Source organism: Vibrio sp. 10N.286.52.F8, assembly GCF_041468745.1.
Taxonomy (GTDB): domain Bacteria; phylum Pseudomonadota; class Gammaproteobacteria; order Enterobacterales; family Vibrionaceae; genus Vibrio; species Vibrio crassostreae_C.
In genome coordinates, this window is sequence record NZ_JBFRJF010000050.1 from 15,995 (window position 1) to 40,844 (window position 24,850).

Below are 24,850 nucleotides of genomic sequence, written 5' to 3' on the forward strand. Positions count from 1 at the left end.
TCTTTTATGACATTAATAACGCCTAAACGGTGTGATGAAGCTAAGGTCTCTAAAGCTACAGAACCAAAGAGCTAACTAAGATGCGTTGTCTAGATACTCAAGTACCATCTTGCCCGCATCTTGTGGTGACGTATCCAATGGCACACTCAATTGACGCTGCAGTTGGCCAATGCCTAACAAGCTCGCCAACATGCCTTTTGCACCATCGCGATTACGGTCTATCTCAAACCACAACTTAAGCTCGGTTTCATCACGATGAGCAACCACTTCCAGTTCACGCCAGCGGCCATGATATGGACCAGTGGTAGGGACAAACTCAAACTCTTGAACAAATGGCAGTTCAAAGCCCTCTACTGCTTCGCACTCAACTTGGCGAATGCGTAAACCTTGAGCTTCTAGTTCATTAAAAATACCATCAAGAAGTGCATCTGGGCGAACCGTTAAAATATCCTTATCCGATGGATCAATCGCCATCGCAATATCGAGCCCGGTTTCTAGCCACACCTTTGAATCACCAATCGTGACAGGTGTGTTCAGCGGGACATCAAACTCACATTCAAAATCACGGGTTTCACCCGGCTGAATAACAAAGGCATACGGCAGGCTCCATTTGGCCAACGAGTATGTCTGGTGCATTCGACGTGTTTGACCGCCCTCTTGCCTTTGCGAATTCATAGTAATTTCTTTGACGTAACGACAGCACAAGTTGAGATCGATATTGTCGATCTCTTGTGGCTGAGCGCCACCATAGACATGCACAATAATGCTCGCCTTCTTACCTGGATAAAGCACTTCCTGTTGCAATACAGAATCCACCTTGGCAGATCCAATTCCAAAACTTGCTAACGTTTTCTTTAAGAACGACATATGCACCTCCTTTAAAGCATCATCTTAAGCCTGAAAGAGGTTCAAACTCAAATATACTGCTCACACTATTTTAGCTCTAATATCGTTTAATTATCACTCAGGCGTCGATCGATAAGTTAGATAGTGATAATCTAAGCCTTGATATGCATGCATATCATTATCCTGATTTATTTTTCGGATTGGCGAAAGCCAGACGAGTGACTCTTCAAGTAATTGAAGCGAAGCTCATGATAAGTCAGGCCATTAGATTGGCAATGGATATGCCTGACCGTTAGGTAAATTAATGCGCCCAACAGCTGTCAGGTTCTCGCACACCAACCGTAGTGCGATGCGTCGTCGTAGTGGCTTTGTTGCTGCTCCAACGGCTAAGAAATTGGCTCCTACAATGACTCTAGTTGAGAAGACTGCTTTATTAGCACCGACTACAACGAAAGTGATTAAAGCCGCTTAACAAAAAGCGCAGTTTTTACTGCGCTTTTTTCTTGCCCGCTCCCATCTTGAAATGTGTTTACACATTGGTATTCCCTACCCGATTTGATACCTTAGCCACAAATCATTATAAAATTTGTGGAGAAATAAAGTATGAAGTGTCACCGCATTGAAGAACTGCTTGAACTGATGGAGCCTGAGTGGCAGAAAGATCAAGAGCTTAACCTATTAGAGTTCATCATTAAGCTATCAAAAGAAGCGGGCTACCAAGGCAAGCTTGAAGAACTGACTGACGATGTTCTTATCTATCACCTAAAAATGCGCAACAGCGAAAAAGATGAGATGATCCCGGGCCTGAAAAAAGACCAAGAAGATGATTTCAAAACCGCAATTCTAAAAGCACGTGGCCTTCTTTAGTCGCCCGTTAGTTTAGAGCTCAATTGCCGTATAGATAAAACACTCAATTTTAAAAAGCGACCACCAGGTCGCTTTTTTGTTTCTGTTCGCTATTTTTTCGTCACAACTGTTATGACTTTTGTTGTTAAAGGTTGATAGCGTTAAAGAAATGAGAACAAGATTGTCGTTATAATCGCCATCCATAAGAATCTTCTAAAATAATAAGAGTGAGTGCGATAACAACAAATGCACCAAGCTCAATTTCAACAGGTTCTCTAAACCATACTTTCAAGTAATGTCGTCATGCCCGACTTAACCGGGCAAACAAGCCACAAAAAGGATAGTCCATGAGTCAGGATAAAATCGATATCAAAGATGTGACTCCTAAAACCTTTAACCCGAAAACACATAAAGGTAATGGAGATCGATTTAACCCAAGTAACCGAATCTATGTTCGAGAAAGCAAAGGTAAATTCCAACAACTGCGTCGCTATGGCGGTTGGTTCTTACTTTTACTTTTTGCGCTTATCCCATGGATTCCCTTTGGTGAACGTCAAGCGATCTTGCTCGATATCGGCAGCCAACAGTTCAACTTCTTTGGCACCACCTTATACCCGCAAGATCTGACCCTACTCGCGATCCTATTTATGATTGCCGCGTTTGGCCTGTTTTTCATAACCACCTTCTTAGGCCGTGTCTGGTGTGGCTATTTATGCCCACAAACCGTCTGGACCTTCATGTATATCTGGTTCGAAGAGAAGCTAGAAGGCGCTGCCAATAAGCGAAGAAAACAAGACTCGGGCAAACTGACGAGCAATTTAATCCTCAGAAAAACCCTCAAACACATTGCGTGGTGGGCGATTGCCATTGCGACGGGCTTAACCTTTGTTGGTTACTTCATCCCAATCAAAGAGTTAGTGGTTGGCTTCTTTACCTTTAACTCGTCTTTCTGGCCGGTGTTTTGGGTACTGTTCTTTGCTGGATGTACTTATGCCAATGCGGGTTGGATGCGTTCAATTGTTTGTCTGCACATGTGTCCTTACGCGCGTTTCCAGTCGGCAATGTTCGATAAAGACACCTTCATCGTTGGTTACAACACAGAACGTGGTGAAAGCCGTGGCCCTCGCTCTCGTAAAGCCGATCCAAAAGAGCTTAGTCTAGGCGACTGTATTGACTGTAATCTGTGTGTACAAGTGTGCCCTACGGGTATCGATATCCGTGACGGCCTGCAATACGAGTGTATTAACTGCGGCGCGTGTATTGATGCCTGTGACAACACGATGGAGCGTATGGGCTATGAGAAAGGCCTGATCAATTACACCACCGAGCACAGACTTGAAGGTCACTCGACCAAGGTAATGCGTCCCAAGCTGTTGGGCTATGGCGCTATCTTGATCGTGATGCTGGGCTTGTTCTTCGCCCAAATCGCGAGCGTTGATCCTGCCGGCCTAAGTGTTCTGCGTGACCGAAACCAACTGTTTAGAGTCAATAACCAAGGGTTGGTTGAAAACACCTACACCTTGAAAGTGATCAACAAGACTCAACAAGAGCAAGAGTACAAACTCGATGTTAGCGGACTGCCCGATTCTATCTGGTATGGTAAACAGACGATTACTGTCGATCCAGGCGAGGTTTTGAACCTACCTATCAGTTTGGGCGCCGACCCAGAAAAACTGAGCTCACCAGTTTCGACAATTCAGTTTATACTCTCGGATAATGAAGAGTTTACGATGGAAGTCGAAAGCCGCTTTATCAAGAAGCTCTGATACCCGCACCGTAGTGCTTGGTATAACAACCCAATAAATGGAAAAAGGCTCAGTAATGAGCCTTTTTTATTCTATGACGATGCAAGCCTTTAACTTTGATAACCTGACTCCTGACTTCATGTGGTACGCACTGGAGAGCATCGGAGTTCGCGCTGAATCCGGGCTTCTCGCTCTCAACAGTTACGAAAACCGTGTCTATCAGTTCACCGATGAAGACCGTAAGCGCTACGTCGTTAAGTTTTACCGTCCACAACGCTGGAACAAGGCACAGATCCAAGAAGAGCATGACTTCGCACTCGAGCTTATCGAACAAGAGATGCCGGTTGCGCCTCCAATGCGAATCAACGGTGCAACCTTACATGAATACCAAGGCTACCTATTTGCACTATTTGAAAGTGTTGGCGGCAGACAGTATGAAGTTGACAATCTAGATCAATTGGAAGGCGTAGGACGCTTTCTTGGTCGTATTCATAAAGCCAGCGCGGGAAGAACATTCCAACATCGCCCGACCATCAGCTTAGATGAATACCTTTATCAGCCACGTAAGATTCTAGAGAACTCTCAGTTTATCCCGACGCACCTAGAAAATGCCTTCTTCAATGACGTTGACCTTCTGATCAAAGAGCTAGAGAGCCAGTGGCCGAGCAACATTGAGAATATCCGCCTGCACGGTGACTGCCACCCTGGCAATATTTTGTGGCGCGATGGGCCAATGTTCGTCGATCTTGATGACGCACGTAACGGCCCTGCGATACAAGATCTGTGGATGCTGCTCAATGGCGAGCGCCAAGATAAGCTGATGCAACTGGATATTTTGCTAGAGAGTTACCAAGAGTTTTGCGATTTTAATACCGCACAACTGAAACTAATCGAACCACTACGCGGTCTACGTATGGTGCATTACATGGCATGGTTGGCGAAACGATGGCACGATCCTGCGTTTCCTCTGGCCTTCCCGTGGTTTAATGATCCGAAATATTGGGAGCAACAAGTACTTGCTTGTAAAGAGCAAATTGCTACCCTGCAAGAGCCACCACTTTCGTTAATGCCTCAGTGGTAACAGCAATCGCAACATACAACTAGATAAAAATTCAAACATAATGGAGATTGGATAAATGAAAAAGCTATTCGCATTTTTCTCATTGATCATGTTGAGCCTTACCGCTCACGCTGCGAAATTTAACGAAGGTGAACACTACAAAGTTCTCGACCTAGAAGCATCAAAAAAACCAATGGTGACAGAGTTCTTCTCTTTTTACTGCCCACACTGTAATAGCTTTGAGCCAATCATCCAGCAGCTAAAACAACAGCTACCTAAAGACGCTAAGCTACAGAAGAACCATGTTTCATTCATGGGTGGCAACATGGGTCTGCCAATGAGCAAAGCTTACGCGACAATGATTGCACTGAAAGTTGAAGATAAAATGGTGCCAGTGATGTTTAACCGCATCCACACAATGAACAAGCCACCACGTGATGAAGAAGAACTGCGTCAAATCTTCCTAGACGAAGGCGTTGATGCGAAGAAATTCGATGCTGCGTATAACGGCTTTGCTGTAGATTCTATGGTTCGTCGCTTCGACAAAGCATTCAAAGACAGCGGCCTTTCAGGTGTACCCGCTGTTGTGGTTAACAACCGCTACCTAGTAGAAGCTCAAGGTATCAACTCTCTTGATGAGTACTTCGAGCTCGTGAACTTCTTATTAAAGAAGTAAGCCATTGATGAAAGGAAGCTTCGGCTTCCTTTTTTTTTGTTAGTTCAAAAATCATTATTGATAAATAATTAACCTGGAAGTTTAAAGCTTTACTGCTATTAATAACCCGTCCTAAGAACCGGTGGGCAAGGAGCCCTTGAATGAAAATAAAAATAACTCTCTTGGCATTGAGCGTTGCGGCTTCTCCCGCTTTTGCCAAGCTTGCAGACCAACAAGGTTTCAGTGGTGAAATCTCTCTCAATACCGGGGTTACCTCTTCCACCTCGAACTTTAATACCGATGCTGATAGCAATCTTTCATCCACAGATCAGAAGGCTTCTTCGGAAAGCTCTTTTCTGGTTGCTCCTTTAGGTAGTGTTGCTTATACCTTTGGTGAAAAGCTAAACCATCAGGTATACACAGGTACCGCGCGAGATGATGTAGCAACAGGTACTGTAGTTCTCGAAGTCGGTTACAAATACCAACTTGAGTCAGGCATGGTGATCGACGCTTCACTGCTGCCAACCATTATGTCTGGTGAAACTTGGGCTGATCCATACAACACCACATCAGCTCGCACCAAGACCGATGAAACTGGCAATGCGTTTCGTTTGAAGCTAAGCAACATTGCGGGCTCAGCTTTCTCGCTAGACATGGCCTATGCGACCAAAGATGTCGACAAGGATGATATTCAAGATCAAGAGCTCAAACGAGATGCCAATACTCTCTACTTGAAAGGTCAATATCGCCTGCCACTTAGTCGTACCATGATGCTTATTCCATCCGCCATCTATCAAACACGTGATGCTGATGGTAAAGCTGAATCTTACGACCAATTCGGTGGTGAGGTAAGCTTGTTTGGTGGCATGGGGCGTCACAAGTACGCACTAACAGCGGGTTACAACCAACGCTCTTACGATGCGAGCAACCCGATCTACGACAAGAAACGCAGCGACGACAATATCAACCTATTCGCCGCCTATGAGTATGATCAATTCATGGATTGGGAAAACTGGTCGTTTATTTCACTGGCAGGCTACGGCACCAGCGACTCGAACATTACCTTCTACGACGAGTCTCAATATATCGTTTCAGTTGGCTTGAACTACAAGTTCTAACCTTAGCGAGTATGAACTGCAATCCAACGAAAGCCTGCATCTAAGCAGGCTTTTTCTGCTTGCTAGACAGCTTGAGCCGTGAGTTGTTTCAGCAAGCGATCCATCGCGCGATAGCCTAGCGCTTCTGATAGATGTTTCTTTTCGATCTGCTCGTTACCGTCAAGGTCGGCAATGGTTCGTGCCACCTTAATAATTCGATGATAAGCACGAATCGATAAACCCAAGCGATGTAGTGCTGTCTCAAGAAACTCTGCATCTTCGCGTCGCAGTGGGCAATACTTCTCAATTTCTCGGCTACCTAACAGTGCATTCGATTTATGGTTGCGAGATAGCATTAACTCTCGCGCCTGCCTAACCCTTTGCTTAACTACTTGAGTGGTTTCACCGCGATCACCGCCTTCGGCCAACATTCCTTTTGGCAACAGAGGTATCTCCAATGACATATCGAACCTATCCAGCAAGGGCCCAGATAAGCGATTGAGGTAACGCAGAATGATCTGTGGGTTGGCGCGCGCCTGGTTACCTTCGTAATAACCCGTTGGACTTGGGTTAAGTGCACCGACCAATTGAAAACGCGCAGGAAAACGAGTCTTGCCCGCAGCACGGGAGATAATGATCTCGCCCGACTCTAGTGGCTCTCGTAATGAATCAAGCACCTTGCGCTCAAACTCCGGCATCTCATCTAAGAACAATAAACCGTTATGCGCTAAAGAGATCTCTCCGGGGCGAGGCACCGAACCACCACCCACTAATGCCGCCATTGAACTGGAATGGTGAGGAGAGCGAAAAGGTCGTTGCTTCCAGTTGTATTGATTGATTTCTTGTTGCGTTAACGAGGCCACCGACGCGGTTTCCATCGCTTCGTCATCACTCATTTCAGGTAATAGGTCACGCAGTCGAGAAGCGAGCATAGTTTTTCCGGTTCCGGGTGGGCCAAGAAACAATAAGTTATGATTCCCAGCAGCGGCTATCTCTAGAGCTCGCTTGCCTTGTTGTTGGCCGATAATATCTTGTAGGTCGCGAAGCACTGAAACATCAGCCTGATGATGTTCCGTTCTATATAGCCCAAGCTGAGCCTGTCCACACATGTCAGCACAAACCTCCAACAAGGTTTGTGCAGATTTATGCGCTCCCTTGCCCACCAGCGCAGCCTGATCACCGTTATGATGTGGGACAACTAAGCATCGCTCTACACTGTCGGCGGCTAACGTCGCAGGCAAAACGCCCTTTACCGAGCGAAGTTCTCCTGACAATGCCAACTCACCGATAAATTCATGTTGAGCTATTTTTGATGTCGGAAGCTGATCTGACGCCACCAAAATCCCAAGCGCGATGGGCAGGTCAAAACGGCCACCTTCTTTGGGCAAATCGGCTGGGGCGAGATTAACCGTGATTCTTTTCGATGGAAACTCAAAGCGAGAATTGATGATCGCGCTTCTCACTCGATCTTTAGATTCCTTGACCGTTGTTTCAGGTAGACCCACCAGCGTGAAGCCAGGCATTCCGTTGCTTATATGCACCTCAACGGTCACTTCTGGCGCCTCTACACCCACACTAGCTCGGCTATGAATTATCGCGAGTCCCATAACTTTCCTTTGTCTTTGATTTAAAAGTATTCGCTCTGGATATTCGTTGCTCACCAAAGCGATAAGGTTGTTATATAGCTTGGTGGAATGGTATTTTAATGTGAAAAAAGAATGACATTTCCCTTGTCATGCGGCAGATTTGTGTGATAACACTAGAGATGTAGACATTTACTGAAGACAATAAACGAGAAAACTCGAATATTATGATTTTTAACGCTCGCATTTACGCACTGATTAACCTGATTATCGTAGTCATTATTAAGACTGCGCGGGGGCGAGTGGGAAGAAAGTAACCACGAATTAGAAAAAACCCCCGCACTGACAAGTCCGGGGGTTTTTTCTAATTTAAACATTCGATTTTTATATTTTTGAGCATTTTCGGCTTTGCCGATTTACAGGAAGAATGGGAGCACAAGATGTGCAGAGACAAAGGAAACAGTTACCAAAATAAAGGTAATACGGGAGAATTCCGATGAAAGGCGCAGAACTAGTCGTATCCGCACTCAAGCAACAAGGAATTGAGACCGTATTTGGTTACCCCGGTGGTGCCATCATGCCAATCTACGATGCACTCTATGACGGCGGGGTTGAACATATCCTATGTCGCCATGAGCAAGGCGCCGCTATGGCCGCGATCGGCATGGCTAGAGCAACACAAGATGTCGCTGTTTGTATGGCAACCTCGGGACCAGGTGCAACCAACCTAGTCACTGGCCTTGCTGATGCCTTTATGGATTCAATCCCATTGGTTGCTATCACAGGTCAGGTTGCAAGTTCCCACATTGGTACCGATGCATTCCAAGAAATGGATGTGATTGGTATGTCTCTGTCATGTACTAAACACAGCTACCTAGTAACTGATATTGAAGAGCTAGCTCCAACCCTCGCTGAAGCGTTTGTGGTAGCAAAGTCTGGCCGCCCTGGCCCGGTTATCGTCGATATCGCTAAAGACGTTCAACTAGCAGAAGCACCTGTTAACGCTCTTCCTGAATTTACTCCACCCGCAATTCCTGTTGCGACAACTGATGCCATTGAACAGGCACAGTACTTTTTGTCTCAAGCGACCCGTCCTGTTTTATACGTAGGTGGTGGTGTTCAACTTGCTAAAGCAACCGATGCGGTTCGTGAGTTTTTACGCCTAAACCCAATGCCAGCAGTAAGCACACTGAAAGGCTTGGGCACTATCGAACGTGACGACCCACACTACCTTGGCATGCTGGGTATGCACGGCACTAAAGCCGCTAACCTTGTGGTTCAAGAGAGTGACCTGTTGATTGTTGTCGGTGCTCGTTTTGATGACCGAGTAACTGGCAAACTCGATACCTTTGCGCCGCATGCTAAGGTTATCCATATCGATATCGATGCCGCTGAGTTCAGCAAACTGCGTCTTGCCAATGCGCCAATTCGCGGTGACATCAACAAGATCATGCCTCAACTAGAGCTAAGCCAAGACATCTCCTCTTGGGTTCATCACTCTGAAGGTCTTCGTAGCTCATTCAAATGGCGTTACGACCACCCTGGTGATCTGATTTTTGCTCCACTGCTGTTGAAGCAACTGTCAGACATGATGCCAGCAAGCTCTATCGTATCGACTGATGTGGGCCAACACCAAATGTGGGCAGCTCAGCACATTCAGCCTCGCGATCCACAGAACTTCATTACCTCTGCCGGTTTAGGCACCATGGGCTTTGGCTTGCCAGCTGCAATGGGTGCTTCGGTTGGGCGTCCTGATGACCAATCTATTCTTATCTCTGGTGATGGCTCGTTCATGATGAACGTGCAAGAGCTTGGCACGCTGAAACGCCGCCAAATCCCAGTGAAGATGGTACTTCTTAACAACTCTCGCTTGGGTATGGTTCGCCAATGGCAATCGTTGTTCTTCGATGGCCGCCATAGTGAAACTATCTTAGATGACAACCCTGATTTCGTGATGCTCGCGAAAGCGTTCGATATCCCGGGCAAAACCATCACTCGTAAAGAAGAAGTAGAACCAGCATTGAAAGAGATGCTAGAGAGCAAAACCGCTTACCTACTTCATGTTCTTATCGATGAAGAAGAAAACGTATGGCCACTAGTACCGCCAGGTGCTTCAAACAGTGAGATGTTGGAGAACACATAACATGAAAAGATACCTATTAGACATCAAAGCCGATGATAAGCCTGTACTACTAGAGCGTGTTCTTCGTGTTATCCGCCACCGTGGCTTCATTGTTAAGCAAGTTGCGGGCACTCAAAACCACGAAAGCAAAGTGGCGAGTGTTGAGATCATCGTAGACAGTGACCGTCCGATCTCGTTCTTGGTAAACCAAATCGAAAAGCTGTGGGATGTACGTACCGTTGACGTTATCTCGATCAGCCGTAATGAACTGCCAAACAACAACTTACAACAAAAGATAAACGCATAAGGAACCGCAAACATGACAGCTAAAACAGCAGACTATATTTGGTTTAACGGTGAGATGGTTCCTTGGGCAGAGGCGAACGTTCACGTCCTGACTCACGCAATGCACTACGGTACTTCTGTGTTTGAAGGTGTTCGTTGTTACAACACACCAAAAGGGCCGGTTATCTTCCGTCACCCTGAACATGCTAAGCGCCTAAAAGACTCAGCAAAAATCTATCGCTTCCCTATTCCTTACACTGAGGAAGAAATTATGGAAGCGACTCGCGAAACGCTACGCCAAAATAAGCTAGAGTCAGCGTACATCCGCCCTCTAGGTTTCGTAGGTAACGTTGGTTTGGGTGTCTGCCCGCCAGAAAATACTGAGATGGAACTGATCATCGCTGCTTTCCCTTGGGGGTCTTACCTAGGCGAAGAAGCACTAGAAAACGGCGTTGATGCAATGATTTCTAGCTGGAACCGTGCCGCTCCAAACACGATCCCAACCGCAGCAAAAGCCGGTGGTAACTACCTATCTTCACTATTAGTTGGTGGCGAAGCTCGCCGTCATGGTTACGATGAAGGCATCGCACTGAGTGTTGATGGTTACCTTTCTGAAGGGGCTGGTGAGAACATCTTTGTGGTACGTAACGGCGTGCTATCCACACCACCAGCGACCAGTGCGATTCTGCCGGGTATCACGCGTGATTCGATCATGACACTAGCAAAAGACATGGGTTATGAGATCCGTGAAGAGAACATTGCTCGTGAAGCGCTATACCTTGCCGATGAAGTATTCATGACAGGCACAGCGGCGGAAATCGTTCCGGTTCGCAGCGTAGACAAAATTACAGTAGGTGAAGGCAAACGCGGTCCTATCACTGAAAAAGTTCAAGCGGCTTACTTTGGTCTATTCAATGGAACCACTGAAGATAAGTGGGGCTGGTTAGACTACGTTTACCCAGCAGACCAAACTTCAGAAAACCAAACGCAAACAACTAAGTAAGCAACAGCCAAATATTTTATAAGGATTTAAGCAATGCCAATCTATCGTTCAGCAACGACTACCCACGGACGCAACATGGCTGGTGCGCGCGCTTTATGGCGTGCAACTGGCGTTAAAGATGATGACTTCGGTAAGCCAATCATCGCAGTTGTAAACTCGTTCACTCAATTCGTACCAGGCCACGTTCACCTTAAAGATATGGGTCAACTGGTTGCGGGTGAAATCGAGAAAGCGGGCGGTATCGCTAAAGAATTCAACACCATCGCAGTCGATGATGGTATCGCAATGGGCCACGGCGGCATGCTGTACTCACTGCCATCACGTGAGCTTATCGCGGATTCAGTAGAATACATGGTCAATGCACACTGTGCGGATGCGATGGTGTGTATCTCTAACTGTGACAAAATCACTCCGGGAATGATGATGGCAGCAATGCGCCTTAACATCCCAGTGATCTTTGTATCAGGCGGCCCAATGGAAGCGGGTAAAACTAAGCTTTCAGATCAAATCATCAAGCTAGACCTTGTTGACGCAATGATCCAAGGTGCCGATCCAACCATTTCTGATGAGCAAAGTGAGCAAGTAGAGCGTTCTGCATGTCCGACATGTGGTTCATGTTCAGGTATGTTCACGGCTAACTCAATGAACTGTCTAACTGAAGCGCTAGGCCTATCTCAGCCTGGTAACGGTTCTATGCTAGCAACGCACGCTGACCGTGAAGAGCTATTCATCAATGCTGGTAAGCGTATCGTTGACCTGACTAAGCGTTACTACGAGCAAGATGACGCATCAGCACTGCCTCGTAACATCGCGAACCGCGCAGCCTTTGAAAATGCAATGGCTCTAGATATCGCAATGGGCGGTTCTAGTAACACCGTTCTTCACCTATTGGCAGCAGCTCAAGAAGGTGAAGTCGACTTTGATATGGGTGATATCGACGAGATGTCTCGCCGCGTTCCACACCTATGTAAGGTTGCGCCTTCAACACCTAAATACCACATGGAAGACGTTCACCGCGCTGGTGGTGTTATGGCTATCCTAGGTGAACTAGACCGCGCAGGCCTACTGAACAACCAAACTCGCACTGTACTTGGCCTAAGCATGCAAGAGCAGCTAGCTCAATACGACATCATGCAGACAGAAGACGAAGCGGTACTTAAGTTCTTCCGCGCGGGCCCAGCAGGTATTCGTACCACCAAAGCCTTCTCACAAGATTGCCGTTGGGATCGTCTTGATAACGACCGCGTCGATGGTTGTATCCGTACCAAAGAGAATGCATTCAGCCAAGAAGGTGGCCTAGCGGTACTTTCAGGCAACATCGCCGTTGACGGTTGTATCGTTAAGACAGCAGGTGTTGATGAAGAGAACCTGAAATTCCAAGGTCCTGCTATCGTATTTGAAAGCCAAGACACAGCCGTAGACGGCATCTTAGCGGGTAAAGTAAAAGCAGGCGAAGTGGTTGTTATCCGTTACGAAGGTCCTAAAGGTGGTCCGGGCATGCAAGAAATGCTCTACCCAACTACCTACCTAAAATCTATGGGTCTAGGTAAGTCTTGTGCTCTTCTAACTGACGGACGTTTCTCTGGCGGTACATCCGGTTTGTCTATCGGTCACGCTTCTCCAGAAGCAGCAAGTGGCGGTGTGATTGGTCTAGTAAACACTGGCGATATCATCACTATCGACATCCCTAGCCGCTCGATCACACTTGACGTGCCTGAAGCTGAATTAGAAGCGCGTCGTGTTAAGCAAGACGCACTAGGCTGGAAACCAGAAAACCGTCAGCGTGAAGTGTCGTTCGCACTGAAAGCTTACGCAAGCATGGCAACCAGTGCCGACAAAGGCGCGGTGCGTGATAAGTCGAAGCTTGAGGGCTAATCTATGAGTGATGACACGGTCAGTCCCCAAAAACAAACTGGCGCAGATTATCTGCGTCAGATCCTGAGAGCGCCAGTTTACGAAGCCGCAATCGTGACACCTCTGCAAGAGATGCCTCGCTTAAGTGCTCGCATTGGTAATCAGGTTCAGCTAAAGCGTGAAGACCGTCAGCCGGTCCACTCGTTCAAGCTACGTGGTGCCTACAACATGGTATCAAGCCTTTCAGAGCAACAGAAAGCCGCAGGTGTGATTGCAGCATCGGCAGGTAACCATGCTCAAGGTATGGCGCTGTCCGGTTCTAAGCTTGGTATTCAAACCACGATTGTGATGCCAAAAACCACACCAGACATCAAGGTTGATGCGGTACGTGGCTTTGGCGGTAACGTAGTTCTACACGGCAGCAACTTTGATGAAGCTAAAGCTGAAGCAGAACGCCTTTCCGCTGAACATGGCTACACCTTTGTGCCTCCATTCGATCACCCATTGGTGATCGCCGGACAGGGCACCATGGGTATGGAAATGCTTCAGCAAAATGGTCACATGGATTACATCTTTGTGCCTGTCGGTGGTGGTGGTTTGGCTGCGGGTGTTGCCGTGCTAGTTAAGCAATTGATGCCGGAAATAAAAGTCATCGCGGTTGAACCTGAAGATTCATCTTGCTTGAAAGCAGCACTGGATGCCGGTGAGCCAGTAGTACTGGATCAAGTCAGCATGTTTGCTGATGGTGTTGCGGTTAAACGCATTGGTGAAGAGACATTCCGTCTTTGCCAACAGTACATTGACGGTCACATTGCAGTCTCTAGCGATGAGATATGCTCTGCGGTGAAAGACATCTTTGAAGACACTCGTGCGATTGCTGAACCTTCAGGAGCGCTTGCTCTGGCTGGTTTGAAAAAGTTTGCTGAACAGAACCAACTGCAAGACAAGCAATTAGCAACGGTATTGTCTGGTGCTAACACCAACTTCCACGGTCTGCGTTATGTCTCTGAACGTTGTGAACTAGGTGAGAAGCGAGAAGGTCTACTTGCGGTTACGATTCCAGAGCGACAAGGAGCATTCCTAGAGTTCTGTAATATTATTGGTGGTCGAGCGGTAACTGAGTTTAACTACCGCCACAACGACGAAAGCCTAGCGAATATCTTCGTTGGTGTACGCCTACAAGGTGGTCAAGAAGAACTCGAACACATCATCAATGACTTACGTGAGGGCGGCTACCCGGTTGTCGATCTCTCTGATGATGAGATGGCAAAACTGCACATTCGCTACATGATTGGCGGTAAACCATCGAAGCCACTGAAAGAACGCCTATACAGCTTTGAGTTCCCAGAGTACCCAGGTGCATTGATTAAATTCCTTGATACCTTAGGGACACACTGGAATATCAGCCTATTCAATTACCGTAACCACGGTGCCGACTACGGCCGTGTATTGTGTGGCTTTGAACTTGATGACGATGATTTGGCTCAGTTCTCAACACATCTACGAGAGCTTGGCTATCAGTGTAAAGATGAAACCGATAACCCTTCCTACAAGTTCTTCTTGTCATAAGAGTTAACGACCGAATCAAAAAGAGCGAGTATTTACTCGCTCTTTTTATTGGTGCTGATTCAACTCAAACTTGAAAAGGATCTTCTCGCTAAGATCATTAGACCGCCTTGCGATGATCCAACCAATCTTGGTGAAGTTGTTCACTCGATCCTAGGTATTTCACCATCCACTCGATCAACTTATGGTTATCGTCTTTTCGCCACACCAAACAACAATGACTCTGCGGACTCGGTTCAGGCAGTATTTTTTCCACCAGCAAGCCTTGTTCGATAATTGGCGCGGCAATGTGCCTCGGCATATAACCCACCCCTACTCCATTTTTAAGGCATTCAATTGCGCTATACCAATTGGGTAACAACAGGCGTCTTTGACTTGAGTAGTGGCCTGTGTGTCGCTTAGGGAGCACACTGGAGGTATCATCCAAGCAGATGGCTGGATATTGGCTCACGAACTCTTCATTGAGGTTCTGTTCGCGCACACACGGGTGACTTGGCGACATTACAAACGCCCAATCTAGGCGTCCCATATCTTTAACCTCAAAGTCGCCGCCGACCGGAATCGCCGAGGTCGCACCAATCACAATATCCGCTCTGCCCTGTGCAATCGCCTCCCAAGAGCCATTAAACACCTCCATGTTGATCTGAAGCTCTGCAAACTCAAAGGTTTGGTAGAACTCTTCAATCATCGGCTTCATTTTGTCGAGCTTAACCACGTTATCGAGCGTTAGGCGCAAGGTTTTCTTCCAGCCACGCGCTGCTCGGCGAGTCTGGGCACTGACCTCTTCCATCTGTCTCAGTAACGCACGTGCCTCTTCAATGAACAATTCACCTGCCGGTGTCAGCTCTACTTTTCTTGGTAAACGTCTGAAAAGTAGAACATCCAGTTCTTGCTCAACCTGCCTAACACCGTAGCTGATCGCCGATGGTACTTTGTGCAATTGTTCTGCCGCCGCAGTAAAACTGCCTAAGCGAGCTACCGTATCGAGCATTTCTAAAGAGGATTTAGAGAACATAAGCCTTCAAATTTTTTGATTGATAACCACATATTTTAGCGTTTTATTTTATCAGGTTCGAAAAATAGAATGTCAGCATAAATAAACAGGGGCTTTCACTTCTGTATATCAAACAATTTTTTTGATGATAAAAACATCACTACCTTTAGCTTAATGGCATCTTATGAATATTTCTAAATTTCAATTGGTCTACCTTGCAGTTCTTTCAATGCTTGGCTTTATTGCGACCGATATGTACCTTCCTGCATTTAAGGCAATGGAAGTTGATTTCGCAACCGGCCCAGAGCAGATTGCCCTGTCTTTAACGGTATTCCTTGGCGGTATGGCAATGGGTCAGCTTCTTTGGGGTCTGGCGAGTGACAAGTATGGTCACCGTAATACGCTGGCGGTTGGTCTTGTTATCTTTACTGCAGCTTCATTCGGCTTAGCATTCAGCACCGAGGTATGGCATCTACTGACACTGCGCTTCATTCAAGCGATCGGCGTATGTGCTCCTGCGGTAATCTGGCAAGCAATGGTTATCAAGCGTTACTCACAAAGCAGTAGCCAACAAATTTTTGCAACCATCATGCCTTTGGTTGCGCTATCTCCTGCATTAGCACCTCAGCTAGGTGTGTTACTGGCGGATAGCTTTGGCTGGCACAGCATCTTCATCACATTAACCTTGATGGGTGCACTGCTAGTGGCGACAACAATGGCTCAACCAAAAGAAGCGCCTGAAGTAAAACAGACATCGATTAAGACAGACATCAAGATGTTGCTTAAATCAAAGCCTTACATGGGTAATGTCTTAATGTTTGCTTCAGCATCTGCAGCGTTCTTCGCTTACCTAACGGGTATGCCAGAGATCATGGCTCAACTAGGTTATGAAGCAAAAGACATCGGTTTGAGCTTTATCCCACAAACAATCGCGTTCATGGCGGGTGGTTACTTCGGTAAGCAAGCAGTGAAGAAATATGGCGATGGCGTTGTACTAAGAAACCTTATCGGTTTGTTCAGTGTAGCGGCGATGCTTATCTTTATCGCATCACAGTGGGAACTGACGTCAATCTGGCCTCTACTTGCGCCTTTCTGTTTGATTGCTGTCGCAAACGGCGCACTTTACCCAATCGTAGTAAACCGTGCTCTATCAAGCGCTAAACAAAGCCCAGCAACAGCTGCTGGTCTACAAAACAGCCTGCAAATCAGTATCAGTGGCCTATCAAGTGCATTGGTCGCGGCAATGGCTAGCCAAGCACTAAGCGCGACGGGTATTGCCGTTGTGATCTGTTTGGGTGCGTTGTGGGTTGGCTATATTGTTTCGAACAAAGAGCTTTCTGAACACTTCGCGACACCTGACAACTCTCGAGTAGTCGCTGACGAGAAACAAGACTAGTTTCTAAGTTAACGAAAACAAAAAAGAGCGAGATTACTCGCTCTTTTTTTATATCTAAATTTTACTTCTACTTATTTAGCAGCAACGTCACCATCGACTACTTCTAACGTTGGCGCTTTATGGCGGCTATATTCATCATAGTTAACCACTCGGCTGCGGCCCATATCTTTTGCCATGTACAAAGCATTATCGGCCATCTTAACCAGAGATTCAGTATCAGACGCTGGCTTAGGATAAGTGGCGACACCTATCGAAACACCCAACTGACCTAATGACAGACCTTTATGTTCAAGGTGCATCGAACGCACCGCATCACACAAGGTTTGACCAAACTCCGTCGCTTCTTGCATTGAATAATGTGGAAGCAATACCGCTAGCTCCTCACCACCGAGTCGGCAAGCAATCTCGTCTTCGCTAACACTCTGTTTAAGTAGTGCACTGATCTCTTTCAATACGAAATCACCCGCATCATGACCAAAGTTGTCATTAAAGCGTTTGAAGTGATCCAAATCGAGCATCAATAGCGATAATGGCTGCTCGCTGGTGGCCGAATTCATTGAGTGCTCTTCCAGTTTTTGCTCGAAGAAACGACGGTTAAATAAGCCAGTCAGCGGGTCGCTCAATGCTTGTGAGCGAAGCTTCTCTTGCAGGCTCAGGTTAGCTAATGCCAAGCCTAAGTGCTCGGAAACGCTGAACGCCAATTGCTCGGTAATGGGATCTATCTTGATGTCACCAACACCGAAGTAAAGGTGCATGATGCCGATGGTGTTGCCGTGTGCTGTCAACGGAATACACAGGGTTTGGTTGTTTTCCATCTCATGCATGTGACCACAGGTTAACGAGTGGAAATCATCATTCGATTGATGTGCACGGCCTTTTCGCAGTGACCAACACTCTTCTGGAGCAAAGCTCGCACTTCCCGGCCAAGTCTCTCCCCAATCGAGCTGAGTGATCAACTGGTTACGAGATGCACGCATCAAAGAAACACTGCCGTTCACGTTACCGAGAATTCGCGGCAAGATATCCGAAACAATCTGCTGAGCTTCCACCATATTGTTACACGCGGCCAGCATATTCGCGAGGCGGTGCATCAACTCGATTTCATGGGTTCTTTGGCGAATCCGTTCATCTTGCTTCTTTTGCTCCTCTTCCACTCGCTGAACGATTTGGCGATTGCTCACGTAAGAGGTGCCAATCAAGAAGCTTAAACTCAGCACGACCATGCCCACCAGTATTCCCATTAATTGGAAGTTCATCTGTTTCAATTGATGCATTGGCGAGGAGATCACGACAACGAAATCTTGTCCGTTAACGCTCTCTTTCATTGAATAATAGATTCGGTCGATGGAGGTCACGGTACTAAAACGGACATCACTGCCAATACCTTGTTGAAGCGCTTGTTGGAATTCGGGGCGGTTAGCGTGGTTTTCCACTCTCGCCAATGCATGCTCAGATAAGTCCGTATCCCCTATCACTACCCCATCGGTATTGATCACTTGAATTCGAAGGCGAGTATTGGCTTGGGTTAACCCTCCAATGTAGTGATCAACATCCACGCCAGCCGTAAATAACTCACTGTCTTCACGAATTTCATAGATAACATCTGACATCAAAGAGACAAGGTGATCACGCTCATTCTCAACAACCAGCTTTTCCAACGTTACATAAAAGCCATAGAGACCTATTAACATTGAAAAAGACAAAATAATGATCGGCAATGTTTGCCATTTCTTTTCAACCAATATCACCGTACATCAACCCATTTATACCGAACTACTGCCCGAATATTAACAATCTATAAAAAAAATACAATTGCCAAATTGATTATTTTGTTAGCAGTGAGTGACCGATACAAAAAAGCCAGTAGCGATGCTACTGGCTTTCGTAAGAATATCTTTTGAACGTTAGAGATTATTTCTTAGTTGGACGTTTCCAATCAGCAATCTTACGCTCTTTCGCACGGCTGATAACCAGCTCATTTTCAGAAACATCGCGTGTTACGGTAGAGCCAGCTCCAACGGTAGCACCATTACCAATCGTAACAGGCGCGATTAATTGGCTGTCTGAACCAACGAATACGTCGTCGCCAATGATGGTCTTAAACTTATTCGCACCATCATAATTACAAGTAATTGCACCCGCCCCTACGTTTACACGCTGACCAATTTCAGCATCGCCCAAGTACGTTAGGTGATTCGCTTTAGAACCTTCACCAAGGCGAGTGTTCTTCACTTCAACAAAGTTACCAACGTGCGAATCGTTACGCATGTCTGCACCAGGGCGTAGGCGAGTAAATGGACCAACCGTACAGTCTTCACCAACAGTCGCTCCTTCGATTACGCTGTATGGACGAATAACTGTGTTGTCATCGATCTCACAGTCTTTCAGCACGCAGCCAGTGCCGATAACCACGTTATCGCCAATGCTTACGCTGCCTTCGATGATAACGTTAGTATCAATCTCAACGTCCATACCGCACTGCAGTTCACCACGCAGATCAAAGCGGCTTGGGTCGCGTAGCATTACGCCTTGCTTCAATAGTTTGTCTGCTTGCTCAGCTTGGTAAGCGCGCTCTAGGCGAGCCAGTTGAGAGCGGTCGTTTACGCCTTCCACTTCAATTGGGCTTACTGGGTGTACCGCTTCAACTGCACGACCTTCGTCGTGAGCCGCAGCGATAACGTCAGTCAGGTAATATTCACCCTGTGCGTTGTCGTTGCTTAGACCTGACAACCAGCGCTTCAGATCGCCACCAGTCGCCACCATAACGCCGGTATTGATCTCTTTGATAAGCTTCTGCTCATCCGTTGCATCTTTCTGTTCAACGATAGCCACAACAGGGCCATTACGACGAATAATACGTCCGTAGCCCATCGGGTTGTCTAACACGACAGTAAGTAGCGCGATGCCACCGTTTGGTTGAGCGTCTAATAGGTTTTCAATGGTTTCAGGTGAGATCAGTGGAACATCACCGTAGAGCACCAATACTTTTTCATCATCAGCGAAATGTGCAGATGCTTGATCCACAGCGTGACCTGTACCCAGCTGCTCAGCTTGCAGTGCCCAGTTTACAGATTCTTCAGCTAGAGTAGCCTTCATCTGATCACCACCGTGGCCGTAAACCAGGTTGATGTTTTGAGCGCCTAGACCATTACATGTATCGATAACATGCTTCACCATTGGCTTACCCGCAAGTGTGTGCAGAACCTTTGGTGTGTTTGAATACATGCGAGTGCCTTTGCCCGCCGCGAGAATTACCGCGCTAAACTTCATTGTAAACCTATCCAACGTTATTTTTATTAAGCCGATATTGTAACCGTTTTTGGGCAAAAAATTAAATCGCAATAACCATTTAACCAGTAGTGATACGTAAAAGAAGCATTTTTGAGAATCTAAAAATGCAAAAAGGCGACCCTTAGGTCGCCTTTATCTCAGAGTCTGTAATCTTAAAAAGATTAACGACGCTGTTTTGTCAGTTCGATAACTCGTAACTGAGCAATGGCTTTAGCCAGTTCACCGGCCGCTTGTGCGAAGTCTATGTCGCCATGCTGATTTTGGATATTCTCCACAGCCTTGCGCTTAGCTTCTTCCGCCTTTGCTGCGTCTAGCTCTTCACCACGGATAGCTGTATCAGCCAGTACAGTTGCTGTACCAGGCTGAACTTCTACCATACCACCAGAAACATAAATGATTTCTTCGTGGCCGTGCTGCTTAACAATACGCACCATGCCAGGCTTGATAGCGGTCAGCAGTGGACAGTGACCATGGAAAATACCAAGTTCACCCTCACTACCGGTCACCTGAAACGTCTCAACAAGGCCTGAGAAAATTTGTTTCTCTGCACTTACAACGTCTAGGTGAAAGGTTATTGCTGCCATATCGCCTCCTAGTTAGCCTTATAGCTTCTTAGCATTCTCGATAGCTTCGTCAATTGCACCACAGTACATGAACGCTTGCTCTGGAATGTCATCGTATTCACCAGATAGAAGACCTTGGAAGCCACGTAGAGTCTCTTTAAGAGGTACGTAAATGCCTGGGTCACCTGTAAATACTTCCGCTACGTGGTAAGGCTGAGTTAGGAACTTCTCAATCTTACGAGCACGAGATACAACTTGCTTATCTTCTTCAGATAGCTCGTCCATACCTAGGATAGCAATGATATCTTTCAGCTCTTTATAGCGCTGAAGAGTAGACTGAACGCCACGAGCGATGTCGTAGTGCTCTTGTCCAACTACCAATGGATCCAGTTGACGTGAAGTAGAATCTAGCGGGTCGATCGCAGGGTATAGACCCATAGATGCGATGTTACGGTTAAGTACAACCGTTGCATCCAAGTGAGCGAACGTTGTTGCTGGAGACGGGTCAGTCAAGTCATCCGCAGGTACGTATACCGCCTGTACAGACGTGATAGAACCAGCTTTAGTTGACGTGATACGCTCTTGTAGAACACCCATTTCTTCAGCCAGTGTAGGTTGGTAACCTACCGCAGAAGGCATACGACCTAGAAGTGCTGATACTTCAGTACCTGCTAGTGTGTAACGGTAGATGTTATCAACGAACAGTAGAACGTCACGACCTTCGTCACGGAAGCGCTCTGCCATTGTTAGGCCTGTCAGGGCAACACGTAGACGGTTACCTGGTGGCTCGTTCATCTGACCGTAAACCATCGCTACTTTTGATTCTTCAGGTTTTTCGATGTTTACAACACCTGCTTCCTGCATCTCAAAGTAGAAATCGTTACCTTCACGAGTACGCTCACCTACACCTGCAAATACAGATAGGCCTGAGTGTTGAAGTGCGATGTTGTTGATAAGTTCCATCATGTTAACGGTCTTACCTACACCAGCACCACCGAATAGACCGATTTTACCACCCTTAGCGAATGGACAAATCAAGTCGATTACTTTAACACCAGTTTCTAGAAGAGCTGTCTCGTTAGACTGCTCTTCGTAGCTTGGAGCTTCACGGTGAATGGCGTAATGCTCTTCAGCACCAATCTCGCCACACTCATCAATCGCGTCACCTAGGACATTCATGATACGACCCAATGTCTTAGTACCTACTGGTACTGAGATTGGAGCGCCAGTATTTTCAACTGTCAAACCACGACGTAAACCATCAGAGCTACCCATTACGATTGCGCGAACTACGCCACCGCCAAGTTGTTGCTGAACTTCAAGAACTAGACGTTCTTGTACTTCATTAACATTCAGAGCGTCGTATACACGAGGTACTTCACCCTGTGGGAACTCTACGTCGACTACCGCACCGATGATCTGTACGATCTTACCTGTAGCCATCGTTAATCCTCTAACTATTTAGTTTTACCTAAGCTTAAACCGCAGCTGCGCCTGAAACGATCTCAGAAAGTTCTTGTGTAATTGCCGCTTGACGCGCTTTGTTGTACACAAGTTCTAAGTCATCAATAATGTCACCAGCGTTATCTGTTGCTGATTTCATAGCAATCATTCGAGCCGCTTGCTCACAAGCAAGGTTCTCGACCACACCTTGATATACTTGAGATTCGACGTAGCGAACCAGTAGTGCATCTAGTAGTGGTTTTGGCTCAGGCTCATAAATGTAGTCCCAAGCATGATCGCGTTTCATGTCTTCGCTGTCTGATTTAGGCAAAGGAAGTAATTGATCGATCGTTGGTTCTTGTACCATAGTGTTTTCAAACTTGTTGAACACTACGAACAGGCGATCCAATTCGCCTTCATCATATTTCTTCAGCATAACGCTTACAGAGCCAATCAAGTCTTCAAGGCTTGGGCGATCGCCCAGACCAGAAACTTGAGCTGCTACTTTCGCGCCGCTGTTGTTGAAAAATGCTGTCGCTTTTGAACCTACAATTGCAAGTTCAACGTCAGCACCTTTCTCAGACCAATCTTTCATGTCGTTCATGGCTTTTTTGAACAAGTTAATGTTCAAACCACCACAAAGACCACGGTCTGTAGAAACGATGATGTAACCAACACGTTTGGCTTCACGTTCCTCAAGATAAGGATGCTTATACTCGAGGCTACCATTAGCCAAATGACCGATCACTTTACGCATTGTTTCTGCATATGGACGAGTAGCTTCCATTGCGTCTTGAGAACGACGCATTTTTGAAGCTGCTACCATTTCCATTGCTTTCGTAATCTTCTGTGTGCTTTTAACACTACCGATTTTATTACGTATCTCTTTTGCGCCGGCCATCGTTACTCTCCGTTAATGGTATGAGGTGGCCCTAAGACCACCTACCAATTACCAGGTCTGGGTTGCCTTGAAATCGTCAACAAGCTTCTTCAGCTCAGCTTCGATTTCTTTATTGAAAGCACCCGTTGTGTCGATCTGTGTTGCTAGATCGGCATATTGACCACGAGCAAACGACAGTAAAGCAGCTTCAAAGTCTAGAACTTTAGAAAGTTCAACGTCTTGAAGGTATCCACGCTCTGCAGCGAAGATTACTAGAGCTTGGTCAAATACAGACATAGGAGCGTATTGCTTCTGCTTCATCAGTTCTGTAACTTTTTGACCGTGGTCTAGCTGCTTCTTAGTCGCTTCATCAAGATCCGAAGAGAACTGAGCAAATGCTGCAAGTTCACGGTATTGAGCTAGAGCAGTACGGATACCGCCAGATAGCTTCTTGATGATTTTAGTCTGCGCCGAACCACCTACACGAGAAACTGAGATACCAGGGTCAACAGCTGGACGTACGCCCGCGTTGAATAGCTCAGTTTGTAGGAAGATCTGACCATCGGTAATCGAGATTACGTTCGTCGGTACGAATGCAGATACGTCACCAGCTTGCGTTTCGATGATAGGAAGAGCAGTTAAAGAACCCGTCTTGCCTTTCACTTCGCCTTTAGTGAATTCTTCTACGTAGTGTTCGCTTACACGAGCAGCACGCTCTAGTAGACGAGAGTGAAGGTAGAAAACATCACCAGGGAACGCTTCACGACCTGGTGGACGCTTAAGCAGTAGTGAGATCTGACGGTAAGCGACAGCTTGCTTAGATAGATCATCATAAACAATCAGTGCATCTTCACCGCGATCACGGAAGTATTCACCCATCGCACAACCAGCATACGGTGCAAGGTATTGCAGCGCTGCAGATTCAGAAGCCGATGCAACAACAACAACAGTGTTTGCTAGTGCGCCGTGCTCTTCTAGTTTGCGAACTACGTTAGCGATAGTCGACGCTTTTTGGCCGATTGCAACGTAGATAGAGAAAATACCAGAATTTTTTTGGTTAATAATCGCATCGATCGCCATCGCTGTTTTACCAGTCTGACGGTCACCGATAATAAGTTCACGCTGACCACGACCGATAGGGATCATTGAGTCAACTGACTTGTAACCAGTTTGAACAGGTTGATCTACCGATTTACGGTCGATTACACCTGGTGCGATAATTTCTACAGGCGAAGTCAATTTCGCATCAATAGGACCTTTACCATCAATTGGCTCACCTAGCGTGTTTACCACACGACCAAGCATTTCAGGACCTACTGGTACTTCGAGAATACGACCCGTACCTGTAACTTTCATGCCTTCCTGTAGGTCAGCATATGGACCCATTACAACAGCACCAACCGAATCACGGTTCAAGTTAAGTGCTAGCGCGTAACGGCCACCCGGTAGTTCAATCATTTCACCTTGCATCACGTCCGCTAGGCCGTGAATGCTAAGGATGCCATCGCTTACCGAAACGATAGTACCTTCATTGCGAGCTTCACTAACAACGTCGAAAGATTCAATACGTTGTTTAATTAGATCGCTAATTTCAGTGGAATTAAGTTGCATGCTCCAATCC

General features: G+C 46.6%; 21 protein-coding genes. 12 read left to right on the plus strand and 9 right to left on the minus strand.

What is annotated here, in order from left to right:
* Positions 1–75 precede the first annotated feature (75 nt).
* Positions 76–867, minus strand: coding sequence for a sporulation protein (locus AB4133_RS20710; RefSeq protein WP_017058778.1), 792 nt, complete (start codon positions 865–867; stop codon positions 76–78).
* Positions 868–1,150: 283 nt separating this feature from the next.
* On the opposite strand from AB4133_RS20710, the gene AB4133_RS20715 reads away from it, so the two are divergent.
* From AB4133_RS20715 to AB4133_RS20740, 6 genes are all read left to right on the plus strand, one after another.
* Positions 1,151–1,318, plus strand: a complete 168-nt coding sequence (locus tag AB4133_RS20715; RefSeq protein ID WP_004739323.1) for a hypothetical protein — start codon at positions 1,151–1,153, stop codon at positions 1,316–1,318.
* Positions 1,319–1,449: 131 nt separating this feature from the next.
* On the plus strand, positions 1,450–1,713 hold the full coding sequence (locus AB4133_RS20720; RefSeq protein ID WP_009848104.1) for a YihD family protein: 264 nt from the start codon (positions 1,450–1,452) through the stop codon (positions 1,711–1,713).
* A gap of 326 nt (positions 1,714–2,039) precedes the next feature.
* Positions 2,040–3,458 (plus strand): cytochrome c oxidase accessory protein CcoG, encoded by a 1,419-nt coding sequence (ccoG, locus tag AB4133_RS20725; RefSeq protein ID WP_017063014.1) that lies wholly within the window; start codon positions 2,040–2,042, stop codon positions 3,456–3,458.
* A gap of 73 nt (positions 3,459–3,531) precedes the next feature.
* The gene (locus tag AB4133_RS20730; RefSeq protein ID WP_017058781.1) at positions 3,532–4,518 is read left to right on the plus strand and encodes a serine/threonine protein kinase; all 987 of its coding nucleotides are present in this window, start codon (positions 3,532–3,534) and stop codon (positions 4,516–4,518) included.
* A gap of 55 nt (positions 4,519–4,573) precedes the next feature.
* Entirely contained in the window at positions 4,574–5,173 is a 600-nt protein-coding gene (locus AB4133_RS20735) for a thiol:disulfide interchange protein DsbA/DsbL (protein WP_017063015.1), read from the plus strand.
* 140 nt (positions 5,174–5,313) lie between these two features.
* Positions 5,314–6,270, plus strand: coding sequence for a DUF2860 domain-containing protein (locus AB4133_RS20740; protein WP_372225617.1), 957 nt, complete (start codon positions 5,314–5,316; stop codon positions 6,268–6,270).
* A gap of 62 nt (positions 6,271–6,332) precedes the next feature.
* On the opposite strand, the gene AB4133_RS20745 is transcribed toward AB4133_RS20740, so the two are convergent.
* On the minus strand, positions 6,333–7,856 hold the full coding sequence (locus AB4133_RS20745) for a YifB family Mg chelatase-like AAA ATPase (RefSeq protein WP_017058783.1): 1,524 nt from the start codon (positions 7,854–7,856) through the stop codon (positions 6,333–6,335).
* Positions 7,857–8,328: 472 nt separating this feature from the next.
* Between AB4133_RS20745 and ilvG the strand changes: the two genes are divergently transcribed.
* The 5 genes from ilvG to ilvA are packed head-to-tail and all read left to right on the plus strand — an operon-like array spanning position 8,329 to position 14,665.
* The gene (gene ilvG / locus AB4133_RS20750) at positions 8,329–9,975 is read left to right on the plus strand and encodes an acetolactate synthase 2 catalytic subunit (protein WP_017058784.1); all 1,647 of its coding nucleotides are present in this window, start codon (positions 8,329–8,331) and stop codon (positions 9,973–9,975) included.
* A gap of 1 nt (position 9,976) precedes the next feature.
* A complete protein-coding gene (gene ilvM, locus AB4133_RS20755) occupies positions 9,977–10,261 on the plus strand; it encodes an acetolactate synthase 2 small subunit (protein ID WP_017055442.1) in 285 nt (94 codons plus the stop codon).
* Between the two features lie 12 nt (positions 10,262–10,273).
* The gene (locus tag AB4133_RS20760; protein WP_017063017.1) at positions 10,274–11,242 is read left to right on the plus strand and encodes a branched-chain amino acid transaminase; all 969 of its coding nucleotides are present in this window, start codon (positions 10,274–10,276) and stop codon (positions 11,240–11,242) included.
* A 33-nt stretch (positions 11,243–11,275) separates the two neighbouring features.
* Entirely contained in the window at positions 11,276–13,117 is a 1,842-nt protein-coding gene (gene ilvD / locus AB4133_RS20765) for a dihydroxy-acid dehydratase (protein ID WP_372225619.1), read from the plus strand.
* A gap of 3 nt (positions 13,118–13,120) precedes the next feature.
* Complete coding sequence (ilvA, locus tag AB4133_RS20770) at positions 13,121–14,665, plus strand: threonine ammonia-lyase, biosynthetic (RefSeq protein ID WP_372225622.1); 1,545 nt, start codon at positions 13,121–13,123, stop codon at positions 14,663–14,665.
* A gap of 97 nt (positions 14,666–14,762) precedes the next feature.
* On the opposite strand, the gene punR is transcribed toward ilvA, so the two are convergent.
* Positions 14,763–15,677: a DNA-binding transcriptional activator PunR gene (punR, locus tag AB4133_RS20775; RefSeq protein WP_017063020.1), complete on the minus strand. Its 915-nt coding sequence runs from the start codon at positions 15,675–15,677 to the stop codon at positions 14,763–14,765.
* A 163-nt stretch (positions 15,678–15,840) separates the two neighbouring features.
* On the opposite strand from punR, the gene punC reads away from it, so the two are divergent.
* Positions 15,841–17,052 (plus strand): purine nucleoside transporter PunC, encoded by a 1,212-nt coding sequence (punC, locus tag AB4133_RS20780; protein ID WP_017063021.1) that lies wholly within the window; start codon positions 15,841–15,843, stop codon positions 17,050–17,052.
* Positions 17,053–17,123: 71 nt separating this feature from the next.
* Here the strand turns inward: punC and AB4133_RS20785 are convergent, their stop codons facing one another.
* The 6 genes from AB4133_RS20785 to atpA all read right to left on the minus strand — a co-directional run bounded on the left by AB4133_RS20785 (position 17,124) and on the right by atpA (position 24,840).
* Entirely contained in the window at positions 17,124–18,743 is a 1,620-nt protein-coding gene (locus AB4133_RS20785) for a diguanylate cyclase (protein WP_372225624.1), read from the minus strand.
* A 220-nt stretch (positions 18,744–18,963) separates the two neighbouring features.
* On the minus strand, positions 18,964–20,322 hold the full coding sequence (gene glmU / locus AB4133_RS20790; RefSeq protein WP_372153141.1) for a bifunctional UDP-N-acetylglucosamine diphosphorylase/glucosamine-1-phosphate N-acetyltransferase GlmU: 1,359 nt from the start codon (positions 20,320–20,322) through the stop codon (positions 18,964–18,966).
* A 182-nt stretch (positions 20,323–20,504) separates the two neighbouring features.
* Positions 20,505–20,927, minus strand: coding sequence for a F0F1 ATP synthase subunit epsilon (locus tag AB4133_RS20795; RefSeq protein WP_017058791.1), 423 nt, complete (start codon positions 20,925–20,927; stop codon positions 20,505–20,507).
* A gap of 18 nt (positions 20,928–20,945) precedes the next feature.
* Positions 20,946–22,349, minus strand: a complete 1,404-nt coding sequence (atpD, locus tag AB4133_RS20800) for a F0F1 ATP synthase subunit beta (protein ID WP_017058792.1) — start codon at positions 22,347–22,349, stop codon at positions 20,946–20,948.
* Between the two features lie 34 nt (positions 22,350–22,383).
* Positions 22,384–23,250: a F0F1 ATP synthase subunit gamma gene (gene atpG, locus AB4133_RS20805; RefSeq protein ID WP_017058793.1), complete on the minus strand. Its 867-nt coding sequence runs from the start codon at positions 23,248–23,250 to the stop codon at positions 22,384–22,386.
* A 48-nt stretch (positions 23,251–23,298) separates the two neighbouring features.
* Positions 23,299–24,840: a F0F1 ATP synthase subunit alpha gene (atpA, locus tag AB4133_RS20810; RefSeq protein WP_102321083.1), complete on the minus strand. Its 1,542-nt coding sequence runs from the start codon at positions 24,838–24,840 to the stop codon at positions 23,299–23,301.
* Positions 24,841–24,850 lie beyond the last annotated feature (10 nt).

Excerpts from the sequence above, each read along its gene's own strand:
- AB4133_RS20715 (WP_004739323.1), top strand. The coding sequence starts at position 1,151 with ATGCGCCCAACAGCTGTCAGGTTCTCGCACACCAACCGTAGTGCGATG.
- atpG (WP_017058793.1), bottom strand. The coding sequence starts at position 23,250 with ATGGCCGGCGCAAAAGAGATACGTAATAAAATCGGTAGTGTTAAAAGC.
- AB4133_RS20760 (WP_017063017.1), top strand. The coding sequence starts at position 10,274 with ATGACAGCTAAAACAGCAGACTATATTTGGTTTAACGGTGAGATGGTT.
- AB4133_RS20795 (WP_017058791.1), bottom strand. The coding sequence starts at position 20,927 with ATGGCAGCAATAACCTTTCACCTAGACGTTGTAAGTGCAGAGAAACAA.
- AB4133_RS20740 (WP_372225617.1), top strand. The coding sequence starts at position 5,314 with ATGAAAATAAAAATAACTCTCTTGGCATTGAGCGTTGCGGCTTCTCCC.
- ilvG (WP_017058784.1), top strand. The coding sequence starts at position 8,329 with ATGAAAGGCGCAGAACTAGTCGTATCCGCACTCAAGCAACAAGGAATT.
- ilvA (WP_372225622.1), top strand. The coding sequence starts at position 13,121 with ATGAGTGATGACACGGTCAGTCCCCAAAAACAAACTGGCGCAGATTAT.
- AB4133_RS20730 (WP_017058781.1), top strand. The coding sequence starts at position 3,532 with ATGACGATGCAAGCCTTTAACTTTGATAACCTGACTCCTGACTTCATG.
- glmU (WP_372153141.1), bottom strand. The coding sequence starts at position 20,322 with ATGAAGTTTAGCGCGGTAATTCTCGCGGCGGGCAAAGGCACTCGCATG.
- AB4133_RS20720 (WP_009848104.1), top strand. The coding sequence starts at position 1,450 with ATGAAGTGTCACCGCATTGAAGAACTGCTTGAACTGATGGAGCCTGAG.
- AB4133_RS20745 (WP_017058783.1), bottom strand. The coding sequence starts at position 7,856 with ATGGGACTCGCGATAATTCATAGCCGAGCTAGTGTGGGTGTAGAGGCG.
- atpA (WP_102321083.1), bottom strand. The coding sequence starts at position 24,840 with ATGCAACTTAATTCCACTGAAATTAGCGATCTAATTAAACAACGTATT.
- punC (WP_017063021.1), top strand. The coding sequence starts at position 15,841 with ATGAATATTTCTAAATTTCAATTGGTCTACCTTGCAGTTCTTTCAATG.
- AB4133_RS20735 (WP_017063015.1), top strand. The coding sequence starts at position 4,574 with ATGAAAAAGCTATTCGCATTTTTCTCATTGATCATGTTGAGCCTTACC.
- AB4133_RS20710 (WP_017058778.1), bottom strand. The coding sequence starts at position 867 with ATGTCGTTCTTAAAGAAAACGTTAGCAAGTTTTGGAATTGGATCTGCC.
- atpD (WP_017058792.1), bottom strand. The coding sequence starts at position 22,349 with ATGGCTACAGGTAAGATCGTACAGATCATCGGTGCGGTAGTCGACGTA.
- AB4133_RS20785 (WP_372225624.1), bottom strand. The coding sequence starts at position 18,743 with ATGTTAATAGGTCTCTATGGCTTTTATGTAACGTTGGAAAAGCTGGTT.
- punR (WP_017063020.1), bottom strand. The coding sequence starts at position 15,677 with ATGTTCTCTAAATCCTCTTTAGAAATGCTCGATACGGTAGCTCGCTTA.
- ilvD (WP_372225619.1), top strand. The coding sequence starts at position 11,276 with ATGCCAATCTATCGTTCAGCAACGACTACCCACGGACGCAACATGGCT.
- ilvM (WP_017055442.1), top strand. The coding sequence starts at position 9,977 with ATGAAAAGATACCTATTAGACATCAAAGCCGATGATAAGCCTGTACTA.
- ccoG (WP_017063014.1), top strand. The coding sequence starts at position 2,040 with ATGAGTCAGGATAAAATCGATATCAAAGATGTGACTCCTAAAACCTTT.